The 16,542-nt window shown below is 70.4% G+C and carries 12 protein-coding genes and 1 pseudogene; 8 read left to right on the top strand and 5 right to left on the bottom strand.

The window, feature by feature from the left end; all coding sequences use genetic code 11:
* Window positions 1–22 precede the first annotated feature (22 nt).
* The 3 genes from gltX to IE269_RS27190 form a co-directional block, all read right to left on the bottom strand.
* Window positions 23–1,507: a glutamate--tRNA ligase gene (gltX, locus tag IE269_RS27200; RefSeq protein WP_189825799.1), complete on the bottom strand. Its 1,485-nt coding sequence runs from the start codon at window positions 1,505–1,507 to the stop codon at window positions 23–25.
* On the bottom strand, window positions 1,500–2,285 hold the full coding sequence (locus IE269_RS27195) for a fumarylacetoacetate hydrolase family protein (protein WP_189825798.1): 786 nt from the start codon (window positions 2,283–2,285) through the stop codon (window positions 1,500–1,502). Before IE269_RS27195 ends, gltX begins: the two co-directional genes overlap by 8 nt.
* Window positions 2,286–2,384: 99 nt before the next feature.
* Window positions 2,385–2,624, bottom strand: a complete 240-nt coding sequence (locus tag IE269_RS27190; protein WP_189825797.1) for a hypothetical protein — start codon at window positions 2,622–2,624, stop codon at window positions 2,385–2,387.
* A 505-nt stretch (window positions 2,625–3,129) separates the two neighbouring features.
* Between IE269_RS27190 and IE269_RS27185 the strand changes: the two genes are divergently transcribed.
* From IE269_RS27185 to IE269_RS27150, 8 genes and pseudogenes are all read left to right on the top strand, one after another.
* A complete protein-coding gene (locus IE269_RS27185; protein ID WP_474184267.1) occupies window positions 3,130–7,368 on the top strand; it encodes a sensor histidine kinase in 4,239 nt (1,412 codons plus the stop codon).
* A gap of 9 nt (window positions 7,369–7,377) precedes the next feature.
* Window positions 7,378–7,791: a roadblock/LC7 domain-containing protein gene (locus tag IE269_RS27180; protein ID WP_189825947.1), complete on the top strand. Its 414-nt coding sequence runs from the start codon at window positions 7,378–7,380 to the stop codon at window positions 7,789–7,791.
* A gap of 124 nt (window positions 7,792–7,915) precedes the next feature.
* Window positions 7,916–8,329, top strand: a complete 414-nt coding sequence (locus IE269_RS27175; RefSeq protein WP_189825946.1) for a DUF742 domain-containing protein — start codon at window positions 7,916–7,918, stop codon at window positions 8,327–8,329.
* A complete protein-coding gene (locus IE269_RS27170; RefSeq protein ID WP_189825795.1) occupies window positions 8,310–8,897 on the top strand; it encodes a GTP-binding protein in 588 nt (195 codons plus the stop codon). The genes IE269_RS27175 and IE269_RS27170 overlap by 20 nt, the downstream gene beginning before the upstream one ends.
* Window positions 8,898–9,289: 392 nt before the next feature.
* Window positions 9,290–12,733, top strand: a complete 3,444-nt coding sequence (locus IE269_RS27165; protein WP_189825794.1) for a sensor histidine kinase — start codon at window positions 9,290–9,292, stop codon at window positions 12,731–12,733.
* A gap of 10 nt (window positions 12,734–12,743) precedes the next feature.
* A complete protein-coding gene (locus IE269_RS27160) occupies window positions 12,744–13,157 on the top strand; it encodes a roadblock/LC7 domain-containing protein (protein WP_030980891.1) in 414 nt (137 codons plus the stop codon).
* 157 nt (window positions 13,158–13,314) lie between these two features.
* Window positions 13,315–13,959: a DUF742 domain-containing protein gene (locus IE269_RS27155; RefSeq protein WP_189825793.1), complete on the top strand. Its 645-nt coding sequence runs from the start codon at window positions 13,315–13,317 to the stop codon at window positions 13,957–13,959.
* Window positions 13,940–14,432: pseudogene (locus tag IE269_RS27150) on the top strand (GTP-binding protein). The gene IE269_RS27155 and the pseudogene IE269_RS27150 overlap by 20 nt, the downstream one beginning before the upstream one ends.
* Window positions 14,433–14,611: 179 nt before the next feature.
* On the opposite strand, the gene IE269_RS27145 reads toward IE269_RS27150, so the two are convergent.
* Together IE269_RS27145 and IE269_RS27140 are read right to left on the bottom strand one after the other, a co-directional pair.
* Window positions 14,612–14,824: an acyl-CoA carboxylase subunit epsilon gene (locus tag IE269_RS27145; RefSeq protein WP_189825945.1), complete on the bottom strand. Its 213-nt coding sequence runs from the start codon at window positions 14,822–14,824 to the stop codon at window positions 14,612–14,614.
* A 56-nt stretch (window positions 14,825–14,880) separates the two neighbouring features.
* The gene (locus tag IE269_RS27140) at window positions 14,881–16,470 is read right to left on the bottom strand and encodes an acyl-CoA carboxylase subunit beta (protein WP_189825792.1); all 1,590 of its coding nucleotides are present in this window, start codon (window positions 16,468–16,470) and stop codon (window positions 14,881–14,883) included.
* Between the last annotated feature and the right edge of the window lie 72 nt (window positions 16,471–16,542).

The raw sequence follows: 16,542 nt of genomic DNA, 5'->3' as shown, positions 1-16,542 counted from the left end.
TTCTCGGGCGTGCGTCGGGCGCTCAGGCGGCGAGCTTCGCCAGCGCGGCGTCGATGCGGGTCAGGGTCTTGTCCTTGCCCAGGATTTCGAGGGACTCGAAGAGGGGCAGGCCGACCGTGCGGCCGGTGACGGCGACGCGGACCGGGGCCTGGGCCTTGCCGAGCTTGAGGCCGTGGGCCTCGCCGGCGGTGAGGACCGCGTTCTTGAGGGACTCGGGGTCCGACCAGTTCGCGGCTTCCAGGTTGGCGCGGGCCGTGGTCAGCAGGGCGGCGGGGTCGCCCTTCATGGCCTTGGTCCAGGACGCCTCGTCCTCCACCGGCTCCTTGAGGAACAGGAAGTCGACGTTGGCGGTGATGTCGGAGAGGACGGTCACGCGGGTCTGGGCGTGCGGCGCGATGGCCTCCCAGGCGGCGCGGTCGAAGTCCTCGGGGGCCCAGTTGGCGTGCGGGGCCGTGAGCCACGGCTCGCAGGCCTCGGCGAAGGCCTTGGGGTCCAGCAGGCGGATGTGGTCCGCGTTGATGGACTCGGCCTTCTTCAGGTCGAAGCGGGCCGGGTTGGCGTTGACGTCGGCGACGTCGAACTTCTCGATCAGCTCGGGGATCGTGAAGATGTCCTGGTCGGCGGAGAAGGACCAGCCGAGCAGGGAGAGGTAGTTGAGCAGGCCCTCGGGGAGGAAGCCGCGCTCGCGGTAGATGTTGAGGCTCGCCTGCGGGTCGCGCTTGGAGAGCTTCTTGTTGCCCTCGCCCATGACGTACGGCAGGTGGCCGAAGGCGGGGATCGAGTGGGCGACGCCCAGGTCGATCAGCGCGCGGTAGAGGGCGATCTGGCGGGGGGTGGAGGAGAGCAGGTCCTCGCCGCGCAGGACGTGGGTGATCTCCATCAGGGCGTCGTCGACCGGGTTGACCAGGGTGTACAGCGGGGCGCCGTTGGCGCGCACGATGCCGTAGTCCGGGACGTTCTCGGGCTGGACGGTGATCTCGCCGCGGACCAGGTCCGTGAAGGTGATCGCCTCGTCGGGCATCCGGAAGCGGACGATCGCGGGGCGGCCCTCGGCGACGTACGCGGCGACCTGCTCGTCGGTCAGCTCGCGGCAGTGGCCGTCGTAACCGGACGGCTTGCCGGCGGCGCGGGCGGCGTCGCGGCGGGCGTCGAGCTCCTCGGTGGTGCAGTAGCAGTGGTAGGCGTGGCCGGCCGCGAGGAGCTTCTCGGCGACGTCCTTGTAGAGGTCCATGCGCTCGGACTGGCGGTACGGCGCGTGCGGGCCGCCGACCTCCGGGCCCTCGTCCCAGTCGAGGCCGAGCCAGCGCAGGGAGTCGAGGAGCTGGTGGTAGCTCTCCTCGGAGTCGCGTGCGGCGTCGGTGTCCTCGATGCGGAAGACCATGGTGCCGCCGGTGTGGCGGGCGTACGCCCAGTTGAAGAGGGCGGTACGGACGAGGCCCACGTGCGGGTTGCCCGTCGGGGAGGGGCAGAACCGGACGCGGACGGGGGACGAGGGGGTGTTAGCCACGCTTGATCACCTTGTTGGTGAGAGTGCCGATGCCTTCGATGGTGACGGCGACCTCGTCGCCGACGTTCAGGGGTCCGACACCCGCGGGGGTGCCGGTGAGGATGACGTCTCCGGGGAGGAGGGTCATCGCTTCGGAGACGTGCGCGACCAGGTCGGCGACCGAGCGGATCATGTCGCTGGTGCGGCCGAGCTGGCGCTGCTCTCCGTTGACCGTGCACTGGATGGTGAGGTCGGAGGGGTCGACCTCGGTCTCGACCCAGGGGCCGAGCGGGCAGGAGGTGTCGAAGCCCTTGGCGCGGGCCCACTGCTTCTCGCGCTGCTGGACGTCGCGCGCGGTGACGTCGTTGGCCGCGGTGTAGCCGAAGATCACGTCCTTGACGCGCTCCTTGGGGACCTCGCGGCACATGCGTCCGATGACCACGGCGAGCTCCGCCTCGTGGTGCAGTTCGGAGGAGAAGGAGGGGTACGCGATCGAGTCGCCGGGGCCGATGACCGAGGTGGACGGCTTGAAGAAGGCGACGGGGACGTCGGGGACCTCGTTGCCGAGCTCCGCGGCGTGCTCGGCGTAGTTGCGGCCGATGGCCACGACCTTGCTGGGGAGCACCGGGGGAAGGAGCCGCACCTTGTTCAGCGGGACCTTGACGCCGGAGAGTTCGTGGTCGGCGTACGGAATGCCCTTGATGATGTCGAGGACGAGGTCACCCGACTCGGGTGTTCCCTCGCCCTCGACCGCGCCGAAGGCGACATTGCCGTCGATGGAGAATCTGGCGATGCGCACGGGATGCCTGCGCCCCTTACCTGTTTGCCTGAGCTGGCCGAAGTCTGACGCTCCAGGCTAACGCGGGTTGATTCGCCGGACTCCCTGATCAAGGAGGGCTCAGGCGGCGGGGACGGCCTCGGGGAGCTGCTGGATCTCCGGGGCGACCATCAGGATGGTGCGGCGGGTGTTCGCCGTGGCGGAGGGCAGCTCCTGCGCGTACTCCGGGAGGGCGGCCGGCTTGGGGGTGCCGGTCTTCTTGTCCAGGTGCGCGAGGGTGGTGCGCTGCGGGTTGGCCAGGTTGCGGATCGCGGGGGCCGTCTTCTTCGCCGTCTTCGTGGTCTTGAGCGTGGGCTGCATGTGAGTGGTCGCGCCTTGTCGATGAGGGCGCCGGACGGGCGCCGGTGGTCGGATTCGCAATCCCTGTAAAGCGTCAGGCTAAACATCCGCTTCCCGGCCAAAACCGGGAATCTGCAGGGATCTTCGTGTGAGTTTGCTCACGAGGTGTGGGGCAATTGCCTCAATTCGGACTGTTGATCTTGGGTGCAGAAACGGACATTGCATCCCTGAAGGACCGATTCCGCTCCTGATCGTCTCGACTGGGGCACCCCCCACCCGTAAGCGACTCGTACGCAAATGTCTATTTCGTACGGGAAAGGATTCTACGACTGGTGACGTGCCGGGCACAAAGCGTCACCCCAGGTGCACCGGGTCACACGGGCCTTGTTGGAGATCCGGCACTGTGCTGGAATTCCCCGGACCGCGGTCACTCACGACCACCCAATGGGGATGATCCGGTACCCCACGACTCGACACCGTTCTGCCGCTCGGCGACAGAACGCCTGGTCCAGAGGTTGCGACGCTAGTGCAGGGACGTTTCAAGAGGGATGGCATGGGGTCTCCCCAGGCCCGCCAGGGCCGTGGGGAAACCCCGGCCGAGCAGGAGCCGCGCGGCCAGGCCGCCCCGGGCTCATCGCCCCAGCCCCCGCACGCCCGGACTCCCCAGGGTGACGGCCCGGCGCAACCCGGTGGCGGGCCCGCCCGGCCCGGTCCGGCCGGTCCCGGCGCGGGCGGCGCCTTCGGCGGCGGTGGCGGTGCCTTCGGCGGCGGTCCCTCGCAGGAACCCCCGGCGGCCTCCGACGCGGCCGCGGGCAAGAAGGCCAAGGCGCCGAAGCCCATCACCGAGGGCACCCGAATATCCCTGCGCAACTGGAGCATCAGCACGCGACTGGTGTCGCTGCTGGCCCTCCCCGTGGTCGCGGCCACCGCGCTCGGTGGGCTGCGTATCAACGAGTCCCTCAGCGACATGCAGCAGTTGGAGCACATGCAGCTGCTGACCGACATGACCCGCAAGGCGACCGACCTCGCCGCGGCGCTCCAGAACGAGCGCGACAAGACCGCGGGTCCGCTGGCCAACGACACCCCCAAGAACGACCCGACGATCCAGGCCGAGCAGGCCAAGAGCGACCGGTTCCGGGAAGCGTTCATCATCGGCACCAAGGGTGTCGACGTGGGTGAGGAGAACGACGAGTCCCTCACCAGCATCCGGGACAGCCTCACCGACATCAGCGTGCGGCTGAACACCCTGAAGACGATCCGCGAGAAGGCGTTCCAGAACCGCACCGCGGCCGGCAACTCGCAGACGGTCAGCGCCTACAGCGGTCTGATCACCGCGCTGCTCAGCCTCTCGCAGGACATGGCGCAGGCCACCTCGAGCCCCGAGATGATCAAGCGCACCCGTGCGCTGGCGGCGTTCTCGAACGCCAAGGAGTACGCCTCGGTGCAGCGCGCGATCATCGCCGCCTCGCTGCCGATGAACCCGGACGACCCCAAGGGCGCCAACCTCCAGGAGAGCGACCGGCTGTTCGGCCAGACCGCACGGTCGAACGAGAAGACCTCGCTGGACACCTTCAGCAGCATCTACGGCGCCAAGGCCGGCGAGCTGCTGGGCGTCCTGACCAACTCCAACCCGGACTCCAAGCGCGCCGACGAGTACGCGGACAAGGTCCTCAACACCGAGGGCGGCATCAAGCAGCTCAAGGTCCGGTCCTACAAGGACTGGGAGGACCAGGCGAGCAACGAGATCGACTCGATGACGCGCATCGAGCGCACGCTGCTCGACCAGATGGAGCAGAAGGCCCGCGAGCTGAAGGCCGACTCCGAGCGCTCGACGATCATCTCCGGTGCCGTCATCCTCCTCGTGCTCGGCGTCTCGCTGGTCGGCGCGTTCGTCATGGCGCGGTCCATGATCCGCTCGCTGCGCCGCCTCCAGGACACCGCGACCCGGGTCGCCCAGGACCGTCTGCCGGAGCTCGTCAAGGCGCTCTCCGAGTCGGACCCGCAGGACGTCGACACCTCCGTGGAGTCGGTCGGCGTGCACAGCAGGGACGAGATCGGCCGTGTGGCCACCGCGTTCGACGACGTGCACCGCGACGCGGTGCGACTCGCCGCCGAGCAGGCGTTGCTGCGAGGCAACGTCAACGCGATGTTCACCAACCTCTCGCGCCGTTCGCAGGGCCTCATCCAGCGTCAGCTGTCGCTGATCTCCGAGCTGGAGGCCCGCGAGGCCGACCCGGACCAGCTGTCCTCGCTCTTCAAGCTCGACCACCTCGCGACCCGTATGCGCCGGAACGGCGAGAACCTCCTCGTCCTCGCCGGTGAGGAGCCGGGCCGTCGCTGGACGCGCCCCGTGCCGCTGGTCGACGTGCTCCGTGCCGCCGCCTCCGAGGTGGAGCAGTACGAGCGCATCGAACTGGCCTCCGTGCCCTCGACCGAGGTCGCCGGCAGGGTCGTCAACGACCTCGTGCACCTTCTCGCAGAGCTGCTGGAGAACGCGACGTCGTTCTCCTCGCCGCAGACCAAGGTCCGCGTCACCGGTCACGCGCTGCCCGACGGCCGGGTGCTGGTCGAGATCCACGACACCGGCATCGGTCTCTCCCCCGAGGACCTCTCCGCGATCAACGAGCGGCTCGCCGCTCCCCCGACCGTGGACGTCTCGGTCTCCCGCCGCATGGGTCTGTTCGTGGTCGGCCGTCTGTCCCTGCGACACGGCATCCGCATCCAGCTCCGCCCGTCCGACTCCGGCGGTACGACCGCGCTGGTCATGCTGCCCGTGGACGTCGCGCAGGGCGGCAAGAAGCTTCCCGGCAAGCCCGGCGGCCCCGGTGCTCCCGGCGGCGCCCCGCAGATGCCCGCCGGCCAGGGTCCGCGTCCGGGTCTGCCCGGCGGTCCCGGTGCGGGCGGCGGCCCCGGCAGCCGTCCCGGTGGGCCTGCCCCGCAGGGCGGCGGGATGCTCGGCTCCGAGCCCTCGCGCCGTCAGGTCCCGGCGGGTTCGGGTCCCCGGGCCGCGCTGCCCGGCCGTACTCCCGGCGCCGGTCTGACCGGTGCTCCCCCGGCCTCCACGGGCAAGCGCGGCGGCGGTCTCGCCGGTGCGTTCGGCGGCGGGCGCGGCGGGCGCGAGGACGTGCGCCAGGCGCACGCTCCCGAGCCGGACCGCAGCCTGCCCCGCGCGAACGGCCCGCGTGCCGAGCTGCCCGGCGGCAACCCCGCCGCGCCGCCGCAGCGCCCGGTGCCGCCGCAGGGCGGTCAGCCCACCAGCTGGGGCGCCCGGCCGAACCCGGCCGACCAGCCGCGCGGCCACGAGGAGACGGAGGACCGCCAGGGTCCCGGCTCCACCGCCGAGTTCGACCGCCCGGACTTCAACGGGCCGCCGCCGGGATCGGCGACGGGCCAGTTCGAGCGCCCGGACGTCCGCCAGAACCCGGCGTCCACCGGCCAGTTCGAGCGTCCCGACGTACGGCAGGACCCCGCGTCCACCGGTCAGTTCGAGCGCCCGGACGTGCGCGGGCCGCAGGGCCGTGGCGTACAGGCACCGCAGGGACCCGGCCACACCGGACAGTTCCCGCAGGTGCGCGGGCCGCAGGACCCGGCCTCGACGGGGCAGTTCCCGCAGCCGGGCTTCCAGGACCCCGCGTCCACCGGGCAGTTCCCGCAGGCGGCTCCGCAGAATCGTGGCCCGCAGGACCCGGCGTCCACCGGCCAGTTCGCGCAGCAGGACTTCGCGGCGGCGGGCGACTACGAGCGTCCCGACGTGCGCCAGGAGCCTTCGGGCACCGGTCAGTTCGAGCGCCCGGACGTGCGCGGGCCGCAGGGCCGTGGCGTACAGGCACCGCAGGGCCCCGGCCACACCGGACAGTTCCCGCAGGTGCGCGGGCCCCAGGACCCGGCGTCCACCGGGCAGTTCCCGCAGCCCTCGTTCCAGGACCCGGCGGCGACCGGCCAGTTCGCGCAGTCGGACTTCGCGGCGGCGACGGGCAACTACGAGCGCCCCGACGTCCGCGAGCCGCAGCGCGGGCCCGACCCGTACGACACCGGCGCGCACCGCTCCGACCCGTACGACACGGGTGCGCACCGCAGCGACGGGTACGACACCGGTTCCTACGACCGGCCGACGCCCGCCCCGCCCACCGGCGCCCCGCGTCCGCGCGGCGGCGAGGCCGGCCGGGACGACTCCGCCTTCCGGCCGCCGCGTCCGGTGGCGAGCCTGCCGGGCCAGCCGGGTGCCTACCAGCAGCCGTCCCAGGCGCCGCAGTCGCCGCAGTCGCCGCAGCAGACCCAGCCCGTCCCGCAGGTGCAGCAGGACTCGCTGCCGCCCGCCGCGGGTCCCGGAGACGGCCGTACGCCGCTCTTCGACACGCTGGAGTCGAACTGGTTCCACCAGGACCAGGGCGGCACCCCCCAGCCCGCCGCCTCCGTGCCCGCCCAGCCGACGGTCTCCGCTCCCGAGCGCGAGTCCGCCGAGGCGGCGTGGCGGCCCTCGCCGAACGACGAACTCGTCCGGCAGGCCGAGCGGGTGCGCAAGCCCGCTGCGGGCGGCGTCACCACCTCAGGACTTCCCCGTCGCGTCCCGAAGGCCAACCTGGTCCCGGGCACGGCGCAGGAACAGAACCACCAGACAGGTCCGCAGGTCTCCCGTGCGCCCGATGACGTACGCGGCCGGCTGACCAATCTTCGTCGGGGTATCCAGCAGGGCCGCCAGGCCGGAAGCAACGGCACCACTGGCACGTTCCGCACCGTTGACCCCACTCACCAGCAGGAGCGTTAGTTGAGTCCGATGAGCCAGGCGGCGCAGAATCTGAACTGGTTGATCACCAACTTCGTGGACAACACCCCCGGTGTTTCCCACACGGTGGTGGTCTCCGCCGACGGACTCCTTCTGGCGATGTCCGAAGGTTTCCCCCGTGACCGTGCCGACCAGTTGGCGGCGGTGGCCTCCGGGCTCACCTCGCTGACGGCGGGCGCGTCCCGGATCTTCGAGGGCGGCCCGGTCAGCCAGACCGTGGTGGAGATGGAGCGCGGCTTCCTCTTCCTCATGTCGATCTCGGACGGCTCGTCGCTGGCGGTGCTCGCGCACCCCGACGCCGACATCGGTCTGGTCGGGTACGAGATGGCGCTGCTGGTCGACCGGGCGGGCACGGTCCTCACCCCGGACCTCCGCGCGGAACTCCAGGGCAGCCTTCTCCACTAGGTGCCCACTGGGTACATACGCATCACCCGCACCACACGCACCACAACCGTCCGGCCGTAGTCCGATCCCCCACCGGCCCCGTCAGACGGCACGCCGACACCCTGCTGTCATGCCCGGAGGACCCATGACCCCGCCCCCTGCCTCTCACGATCCGTACGGCGGCGCGCATCTCGACGCGCCGTACGACCACGAGGGCGATCAGCCGCTGGTACGTCCGTACGCGATGACCGGTGGCCGGACCAGGCCGCGTTACCAGCTCGCCATCGAGGCGCTGGTATCCACCACGGCCGACCCGGCGCACCTGTCCACGCTGCTCCCCGAGCACCAGCGCATCTGCCACCTGTGCCGTGAGGTCAAGTCGGTGGCCGAGGTCTCGGCGCTGCTGTCGATGCCGCTCGGTGTCGCGCGCATCCTGGTCGCCGACCTGGCCGAGGCCGGGATGGTGGCCATCCACCAGCCGGGCGAGGGCGCGGAGGCCGACGGAACGCCGGCCGTGACGCTGCTGGAAAGGGTGCTCAGTGGACTTCGCAAGCTCTGACGGCGCGACGGGCGCGGCCCGTTCCACCACCTCCGCCAAGATCGTCGTGGCGGGTGGCTTCGGCGTCGGCAAGACCACGTTCGTGGGTGCCGTCTCGGAGATCAACCCGCTGCGCACGGAGGCCGTCATGACCTCCGCGTCCGCGGGGATCGACGACCTCACCCACACCGGGGGCAAGACCACCACCACGGTGGCGATGGACTTCGGCCGCATCACGCTGGACCAGGACCTGATCCTGTACCTCTTCGGTACGCCGGGCCAGGACCGCTTCTGGTTCATGTGGGACGACCTGGTGCGCGGCGCGATCGGCGCCGTCGTCCTGGTCGACACCCGCCGTCTCGCCGACTGCTTCCCGGCGGTCGACTACTTCGAGAACAGCGGCCTGCCCTTCGTGATCGCCCTCAACGGCTTCGACGGCCACCAGCCGTACACGCCGGAGGAGGTGCGCGAGGCGCTCCAGATCGGGCCGGACACCCCGATCATCACGACGGACGCCCGACACCGTGCAGATGCGAAGAGTGGCCTGATCACGCTGGTCGAGCACGCGCTGATGGCCCGTCTGAAGTAGCGCACAGGTACTTCACAAGTCGGGTCTGCGGTACGGAAGTTGTCGTAGTCCCACAGGGGCGGGTTGTGTCGTACGACACTCTCCGCTCCGGCTCCGCAGTGGAGTTCATAACGTTTCGAATGAGAATTGCCCGAGCGGGGCAACCCGGTGCGTTCATCCGGTGTCGCTGCGCTCACACGAGCCCCGTCTTTTGACGGGGCTCGTTCTTTATGCCCGTTTTATCTGAGGGATGGGCCACTAGGGAGGCCTTCTTCCGGCTGTTTGGTTCAGAACCGTCGGCCGTGCTGGAATTCGGCGAAACTCCTGAGTAAGTACGCACAGGACAGCAGTAGTACGGCCCCGAACGAAACACGGCACAGCGTTGGTGCCGACGCCGAGAGGTTGTTGGTCGAGTGAGGCGAAGCAAGAAGAGCTCCGCAGAGCAGCAGACACGGGGCAACTTCACCCCGCCGTCGCGCACTGCGGCGTCGCCTGCTGCCGAGGCGCCGAGCCAGGCGCCTGCCCCGGGCGGCAGTTCCAGCCGGATGTCCCCGCGCAACTGGCGCGTGGCCACCCGGCTGAACGCGATTCTCCTCATACCCGTGCTGGTCGCCCTCGTGATGGGCGGCTTCCAGGTCAACGGCTCCATCCGGACCTGGCGCGAGGCCCAGGACGCGGAGAAGACCGCACTCATCGTGCGCGCCGCCGCCGAGTACGGGCACGCGCTGCTCAACGAGCGCGACCTGACGGCCCAGCCGCTGCTGGCCGGCAAGCGCACCGCGCCGGCCGTCGAGGAGGCCAGGTCGGCCACCGACGCCGCGAAGAAGAAGTTCGACACCGCCGTCGCGGGCGCGCCCGACAACCAGGGCCTGAAGAACCGCCTCACCCGCATCCGGCAGGCCGAGCCGAAGCTCACCCCGCTGCGCGAGACCGCCTACACCGCGGGCGTCGAGAGCAAGAACCCGGTCGCCACCGAAGAGGGCTACCGCGACGTCCAGCACTTCCTGATGGAGGTGTCGAACGAACTGAGCATCGGCTCCGGCAACATCACCTCCTACGGCCGGACCGTGTACGCGGTCGAGCTGGCGAAGGCCGCCGAGTCCCTCCAGCGCTCCATCGGAATGCACCTGCTGGTGCGGCCGAACGGCGAGGACGCCGTCTTCGACGGCCAGGTCAAGGCGTTCTGCTCGTACAACTACCTGGAGACGATCGCTCTCGGCGAGTACGTCTCGGGCGGCACCCAGCACGACGTGGACCGGCTCCGCGACGTGATGAAGGGCAAGGCCGAGGAGGGCGGGAAGAAGCTCGCCGAGGCGCAGGCCGCCGCGCAGGCCACCGGCAAGCCCTTCCCGACGCCGCCGTCCAAGAACGGTTCGGTCCTCGACGGCATGGCCGCCGAGATCTGCAAGGGCCAGAAGCAGAGCAGGCTCGCCGCCAAGGGCATCGTCCCGCTGACCTGGATGGCCGCGGCCACCGGCAAGTTCGACGGCTACACCGAGATCGAGAACGAGCTCGTCACGAAGGCCGTGAACGACGCCGCGCAGATCTCCGAGGACTCCCGCAACGACGCCCTCATCAACGGCGCCATCGTCGTGATCGCCGTGCTCGCCGCCTTCGTGCTGGCCGGTGCGGTCGCCCGCCAGATGAGCCGCTCGATGAAGCGCCTGCGCACCGCCGCCTTCAGCGTCGCCGAGCAGCGCCTGCCGATGCTGGTCGACCAGCTCTCGCGTACGGAGCCGGGCCGCGTGGACACCCGCGTGCAGCCCATCCCGATCACCTCGCACGACGAGATAGGCGAAGTCGCCCGCGCCTTCGACCAGGTGCACCGCGAGGCCGTGCGGCTCGCCGCCGAGCAGGCCATGCTCCGGGGCAACGTCAACGCGATCTTCACCAACCTCTCGCGCCGCAACCAGTCCCTGATCGAGGGCCAGCTGACCCTCATCACCGACCTGGAGAACAACGAGGCCGACCCGGACCAGCTCGAAAGCCTCTTCCGGCTCGACCACCTCGCCACCCGTATGCGCCGCAACGGCGAGAACCTCCTGGTCCTCGCGGGCGAGGAGCCGGGCCGCCGCTGGAACCAGCCGGTCCCCCTCGTCGACGTGCTGCGCGCCGCCTCCTCCGAGGTGGAGAGTTACGAGCGCATCGAGCTGACCGGCGTCCCGGAGTCGGAGATCCACGGTCAGGCCGTGACCGACCTCGTGCACCTCCTCGCCGAGCTGCTGGAGAACGCCACCACGTTCTCCTCCCCGCAGACCAAGGTCCGCGTCAACGCGACGCGTCTGCCCGACGGCCGCGTCATGGTCGAGATCCACGACAAGGGCATCGGGCTCACCCCCGAGGACTTCGCGGACATCAACCACAAGCTGGCCAACCCGCCGACGGTGGACGCCGCCGTCTCGCAGCGCATGGGCCTGTTCGTGGTCGGCCGCCTCGCCGACCGGCACGGCATCCGCGTCCAGCTGCGCCCCTCGGGCGAGCAGGCGGGCACGACCTCGCTGGTCATGCTCCCGGACGCGATCACCCACGGTGGCGGTGGCGAGAACCAGCCGCAGGACGACTTCACGGTCTCCTCGATCATCGCCGAACAGCGCCCGGAGCAGCCGTCCCTGGACGCCGCCCCGATGCGCACCGCCGCCGAACTCGGCTTCGACGACTCGCGCTACGAGGCCGGCCAGGGCGAACGCGCACCGCTCGATCCGGTGAACCGCTCGCTGCTCCGCGAGGAGCGCAGGGCCGCCCTGGAGGGCCGCGCCGCGCAGCCCGACGGCCGCCCGCTCTTCCGCGACGAGGTGCAGGAGCCCCAGCAGGCTTCGTACGAGCAGGGGTACGGGCCCCAGCAGGCGGCGCCGCAGGGGTACGACCCGAACGCCTACGACCCGCAGCAGCAGGCGTACCAGCAGGGTTACGACCCGAACGGCTACCCGCAGCAGCAGGGCGAGCACGCCGGCTACCAGGAGCAGCAACCCGCCCCCGGCGGCTTCGACGGCTTCGGCCAGCGCGAGGCCTTCGGCTCCACGGAGCGCTTCCCGGCCCAGCAGGCTCCGCAGACCCCGCAGCCTTCGCAGTCCTTGCCGCAGCAGGGCTATGCGGAACCCGAGTACCAGGCGTACGAGGAGCAGCCGCAGCAGGCCCAGTGGCAGGACCCGAACGGATTCCAGTCCGGCTACGAGCCCTCGTACCCGGCCGAAACGGAATCCGGAACCGCGCCTTCCGGACAGTCTTCGCAGGAGACTCCCCCGGCGGCCGACGACCCCGTAGGCTTCGACCGTCCGGGCACCGCCCCGGACGCACCGCGCGAGGGTCACGCCCTGACGGACGCGGGTCTTCCGCGCCGCGGCAGCCAGCCCGGCCAGGAGAGCCAGCTCAGCCGGCACAGCAAGTCCGGCCGTGCCGAGCAGTCGGCGTCCGCGTCGTCCTCGGCATCGGAGAACCAGCAGCGACCGCAGGCCGCCCTGCCGACCCGCAAGCCGCAGCAGCCGTCCTCCACGGGCGTGCCGGAGCAGCCGCAGCGGTCCGCACCGGCGCGGCAGGAGCCCCCGGCCGACAGCGGCTGGCGCACGTCGAACGACGAGCGCTGGCAGCGGGCCGAGAAGCTCAAGGACCCGAAGGCGGGCGGGATCACTCCCTCCGGCCTCCCCAAGCGGGTGCCCAAGGCCAACCTGGTCGAGGGCACCGCGGAGCAGAGCCCGCAGAGCGGCCCCCAGGTCTCTCGCGCACCCGAGGACGTACGCGGCAGGCTGAGCAATCTGCGCCGGGGCGTCCAGCGGGGACGCAGCGCGGGAACCGACCAGAACCAAGCGGCCACTTACGATCAGCACAGTGGACCGGGTAGTACCTACAACCAGGAGCGTTAGTGTGAGCCCGATGAGCCAGGCGGCGCAGAATCTGAACTGGTTGATCACCAACTTCGTGGACAACACCCCCGGTGTTTCCCACACGGTGGTGGTCTCCGCCGACGGACTCCTGCTGGCGATGTCCGAAGGATTCCCCCGTGACCGTGCCGATCAACTGGCGGCCGTGGCCTCCGGTTTGACGTCGCTGACGGCGGGTGCCTCTCGGATCTTCGAGGGCGGCGCCGTCAACCAGACCGTGGTGGAGATGGAGCGAGGATTCCTTTTCATCATGTCCATCTCCGACGGATCTTCCCTCGCCGTCCTCGCCCACCCCGATGCCGACATCGGCCTCGTAGGCTACGAGATGGCACTGCTGGTGGACCGGGCCGGCACGGTGCTGACCCCGGATCTGCGGGCCGAACTCCAGGGGAGTCTGCTGAACTGAACCCCTCAGCGGAGGGCGTGTTCCTCCGCTGAGGGTTCTTGACGAAGTCTGTTCAACTGGCAGACACCCCGTGCGTATTGGCATCCCCGGGCTTTAGGGTTCGGGGATGTGGCTCCACAGGTGATGGTGCCCCGCAGTGCAGTCGGAGGAGGAGAACGTGGCAACGCCCCCCAACGGTTCGTCGGCCGACTGGCCCTATGGCCGTGGCCCGGGCCAGGGCCAGAGCGGTCAGAGCGACCCCTCGCAGAACCGGTTCAACTTCCCCTCTGCGCCCAGCCGTTCCCCGCAGGGCGGTCAGCAGTCCTCGGGATACCAGCAGCCGTACGAGCAGCGCCCCTACCAGCAGCAGCCCCCGCAGCCCCCGCGCCACGGGCAGCCCTCCGGCATCCAGCCGGTGCCGCCCCGGCAGCAGACGGGCCGTGCGGGGTCCCCGTCGTCCTCTTCCTCCGGGGGCGGCGGACACAACCCCCTGGTGCGTCCGTACGCCATGACGGGCGGCCGGACCAGGCCCCGCTACCAGCTCGCCATCGAGGCGCTGGTGCACACCACGGCGGAACCCAGCAGGCTGCAAGGGCAGTTGCCCGAGCACCAGCGGATCTGCCACCTGTGCCGTGAGATCAAATCGGTCGCCGAGATCTCCGCACTCCTCTCCATCCCCCTCGGCGTAGCCCGAATCCTCGTCGCCGACCTGGCAGAGGCCGGACTCGTCGCCATTCACCAGCCCGGCGGCGACGAAGCCGCGGGCGGTCAGCCAGATGTGACACTGCTCGAAAGGGTGCTCAGTGGACTTCGCAAGCTCTAGCAGCGGAGCAGCCCGCTCCACAACCTCCGCGAAGATCGTGGTGGCGGGCGGCTTCGGCGTCGGCAAGACGACGTTCGTCGGAGCCGTGTCGGAGATCAACCCGCTGCGCACCGAGGCCGTCATGACCTCCGCCTCGGCGGGCATCGACGACCTCACCCACACCGGTGACAAGACGACCACGACGGTCGCCATGGACTTCGGCCGCATCACCNGGCGCCGTCGTCCTGGTCGACACCCGCCGTCTCGCCGACTGCTTCCCGGCGGTCGACTACTTCGAGAACAGCGGCCTGCCCTTCGTGATCGCCCTCAACGGCTTCGACGGCCACCAGCCGTACAACCCCGAAGAGGTCCGGGAAGCCCTCCAGATCGGCCCCGACACCCCGATCATCACCACGGACGCCCGCCACCGCGCGGACGCCAAGAGCGCGCTCATCACGCTGGTCGAGCACGCCCTGATGGCCCGCCTGCGCTAGCGGCTTCTTGTACGGGCTCGGGCCCGTGCCCCCTCTCACCGGGGGGCACGGGCCCTTCGGCGTCTTCGGGCCGGTGTCGGGGGTGCGGGCGGGGGGAGGGCCTCGCCGCAGCCCCCGCACACGCCGAAGGCCCGGCCCCCGCAGCAAATGCGGGGGCCGGGCCTTCGGGAAGGGAGGGCTCAGCCCTGCCAGCTGTGGGGGGCGCGGAAGCCCGGGGTGCGCTCCAGCCGGCGCCAGCCGGCAGCCGTGCGGCCGTGCGGGGCCGAGACCTCGGCGGGCCGGGCGGCGGCACGGGCCAGGAGGATCGCGGTGATGGCCGCGAGCTCCTCGGGGGCCGCCTCGCCCTTCTCCACGCGCAGGAGGTTCTTCGTATCGGCAGGGGTACTCATCAGTTTCGTCGTCTCCGTCGTCTCGTCGCAGTCTCAGTCGGTCGTCAGGCTGAGGAAAGTCACTGGGGCGGGTTGCCGTGCTTGCGCGACGGCAGGTCCGCGTGCTTGTTGCGCAGCATGGCCAGCGAGGAGATGAGGACCTGACGGGTCTCCGCCGGGTCGATCACGTCGTCCACCAGGCCTCGCTCGGCCGCGTAGTACGGGTGCATCAGCTCGGCCTTGTACTCCTTGACCATGCGTGCCCGCATCGCCTCGGGGTCCTCGGCCTCCGCGATCTGCTTGCGGAAGATGACGTTGGCCGCGCCCTCGGCCCCCATCACGGCGATCTCGTTCGTCGGCCAGGCGTACGTGAGGTCCGCGCCGATGGACTGCGAGTCCATGACGATGTACGCGCCGCCGTACGCCTTGCGCAGGATCAGCGAGATCCGCGGCACGGTGGCGTTGCAGTACGCGTACAGCAGCTTCGCGCCGTGCCGGATGATGCCGCCGTGCTCCTGGTCGACGCCGGGCAGGAAGCCGGGGACGTCGAGCAGCGTCACAATGGGGATATTGAAAGCATCGCACATCTGGACGAAACGTGCGGCCTTCTCACTTGCCTCGATGTCCAGGACACCGGCGAGGGACTGCGGCTGGTTCGCCACGATGCCGACGACCTGGCCGTCGAGCCGGGCCAGGGCGCACAGGATGTTGGTGGCCCAGCGCTCGTGGATCTCCAGGTAGTCGCCGTCGTCGACGAGCTCCTCGATGACCTTGCGCATGTCGTACGGCCGGTTGCCGTCGGCCGGGACCAGGTCCAGCAGGACGTCGCCGCGCCGGTCCGCCGGGTCCTCGGAGACCACGGTCGGCGGGTTCTCCCGGTTGTTGGAGGGCAGCATCGAGATCAGGTACCTGACCTCGGCGATGCAGGTCTCCTCGTCGTCGTACGCGAAGTGCGCCACACCCGAGGTCTCGGCGTGCACATCCGCACCGCCGAGCCCGTTCTGGGTGATCTCCTCGCCCGTCACGGCCCGCACCACGTCGGGACCGGTGATGAACATCTGCGAGGTCTCGCGGACCATGAACACGAAGTCGGTGAGCGCCGGGCTGTAGGCCGCGCCGCCCGCGCACGGGCCGAGCATGACCGAGATCTGCGGGATGACACCGGAGGCCCGGGTGTTCCGCTGGAAGATCCCGCCGTACCCGGCAAGGGCGGAGACGCCTTCCTGGATACGGGCGCCCGCGCCGTCGTTCAGCGAGACCAGCGGGGCACCCGCCGAGATCGCCATGTCCATGATCTTGTGGATCTTCGTGGCGTGGGCCTCGCCCAGCGCACCGCCGAAGATGCGGAAGTCGTGCGCGTACACGAAGACCGTGCGGCCCTCGACCGTGCCCCAGCCGGTGATGACACCGTCGGTGTACGGCTTCTTGTTCTCCAGGCCGAAGCCGGTCGCCCGGTGCCGGCGCAGCTGCTCGACCTCCTGGAAGGAGTCCGGGTCCAGCAGCAGCTCGATGCGCTCGCGCGCGGTCAGCTTGCCCTTGGCGTGCTGCGCCTGGGTGGCCCGCTCGCTCGGGCCCTGTACGGCCTGCTCACGCAGTGCGTGCAGCTCGGCCACCCGGCCGCGGGAGTCGGTGGGCTCGCCCTGGGCGCCCGGAGTATCCAAAACGGTCATGTGTCGACCCTACGAAGAACGCCAAGAAAACGGTCCGTCGACTCTGCACAGTCTCCGGACCGTATCCCTGTC

The sequence above is a fragment of the Streptomyces spiroverticillatus genome (assembly GCA_014650415.1).
Classification (GTDB): domain Bacteria; phylum Actinomycetota; class Actinomycetes; order Streptomycetales; family Streptomycetaceae; genus Streptomyces; species Streptomyces spiroverticillatus.
Note: the sequence above shows the minus strand (reverse complement) of the source record. Positions and strands in the feature narration are given on the sequence as shown.

What these genes read in the sequence shown, in the direction of transcription:
- IE269_RS27190 (WP_189825797.1), bottom strand. Translation starts at nt 2,624, where the DNA reads ATGCAGCCCACGCTCAAGACCACGAAGACGGCGAAGAAGACGGCCCCC.
- IE269_RS27180 (WP_189825947.1), top strand. Translation starts at nt 7,378, where the DNA reads ATGAGCCAGGCGGCGCAGAATCTGAACTGGTTGATCACCAACTTCGTG.
- IE269_RS27175 (WP_189825946.1), top strand. Translation starts at nt 7,916, where the DNA reads ATGACCCCGCCCCCTGCCTCTCACGATCCGTACGGCGGCGCGCATCTC.
- IE269_RS27160 (WP_030980891.1), top strand. Translation starts at nt 12,744, where the DNA reads ATGAGCCAGGCGGCGCAGAATCTGAACTGGTTGATCACCAACTTCGTG.
- IE269_RS27140 (WP_189825792.1), bottom strand. Translation starts at nt 16,470, where the DNA reads ATGACCGTTTTGGATACTCCGGGCGCCCAGGGCGAGCCCACCGACTCC.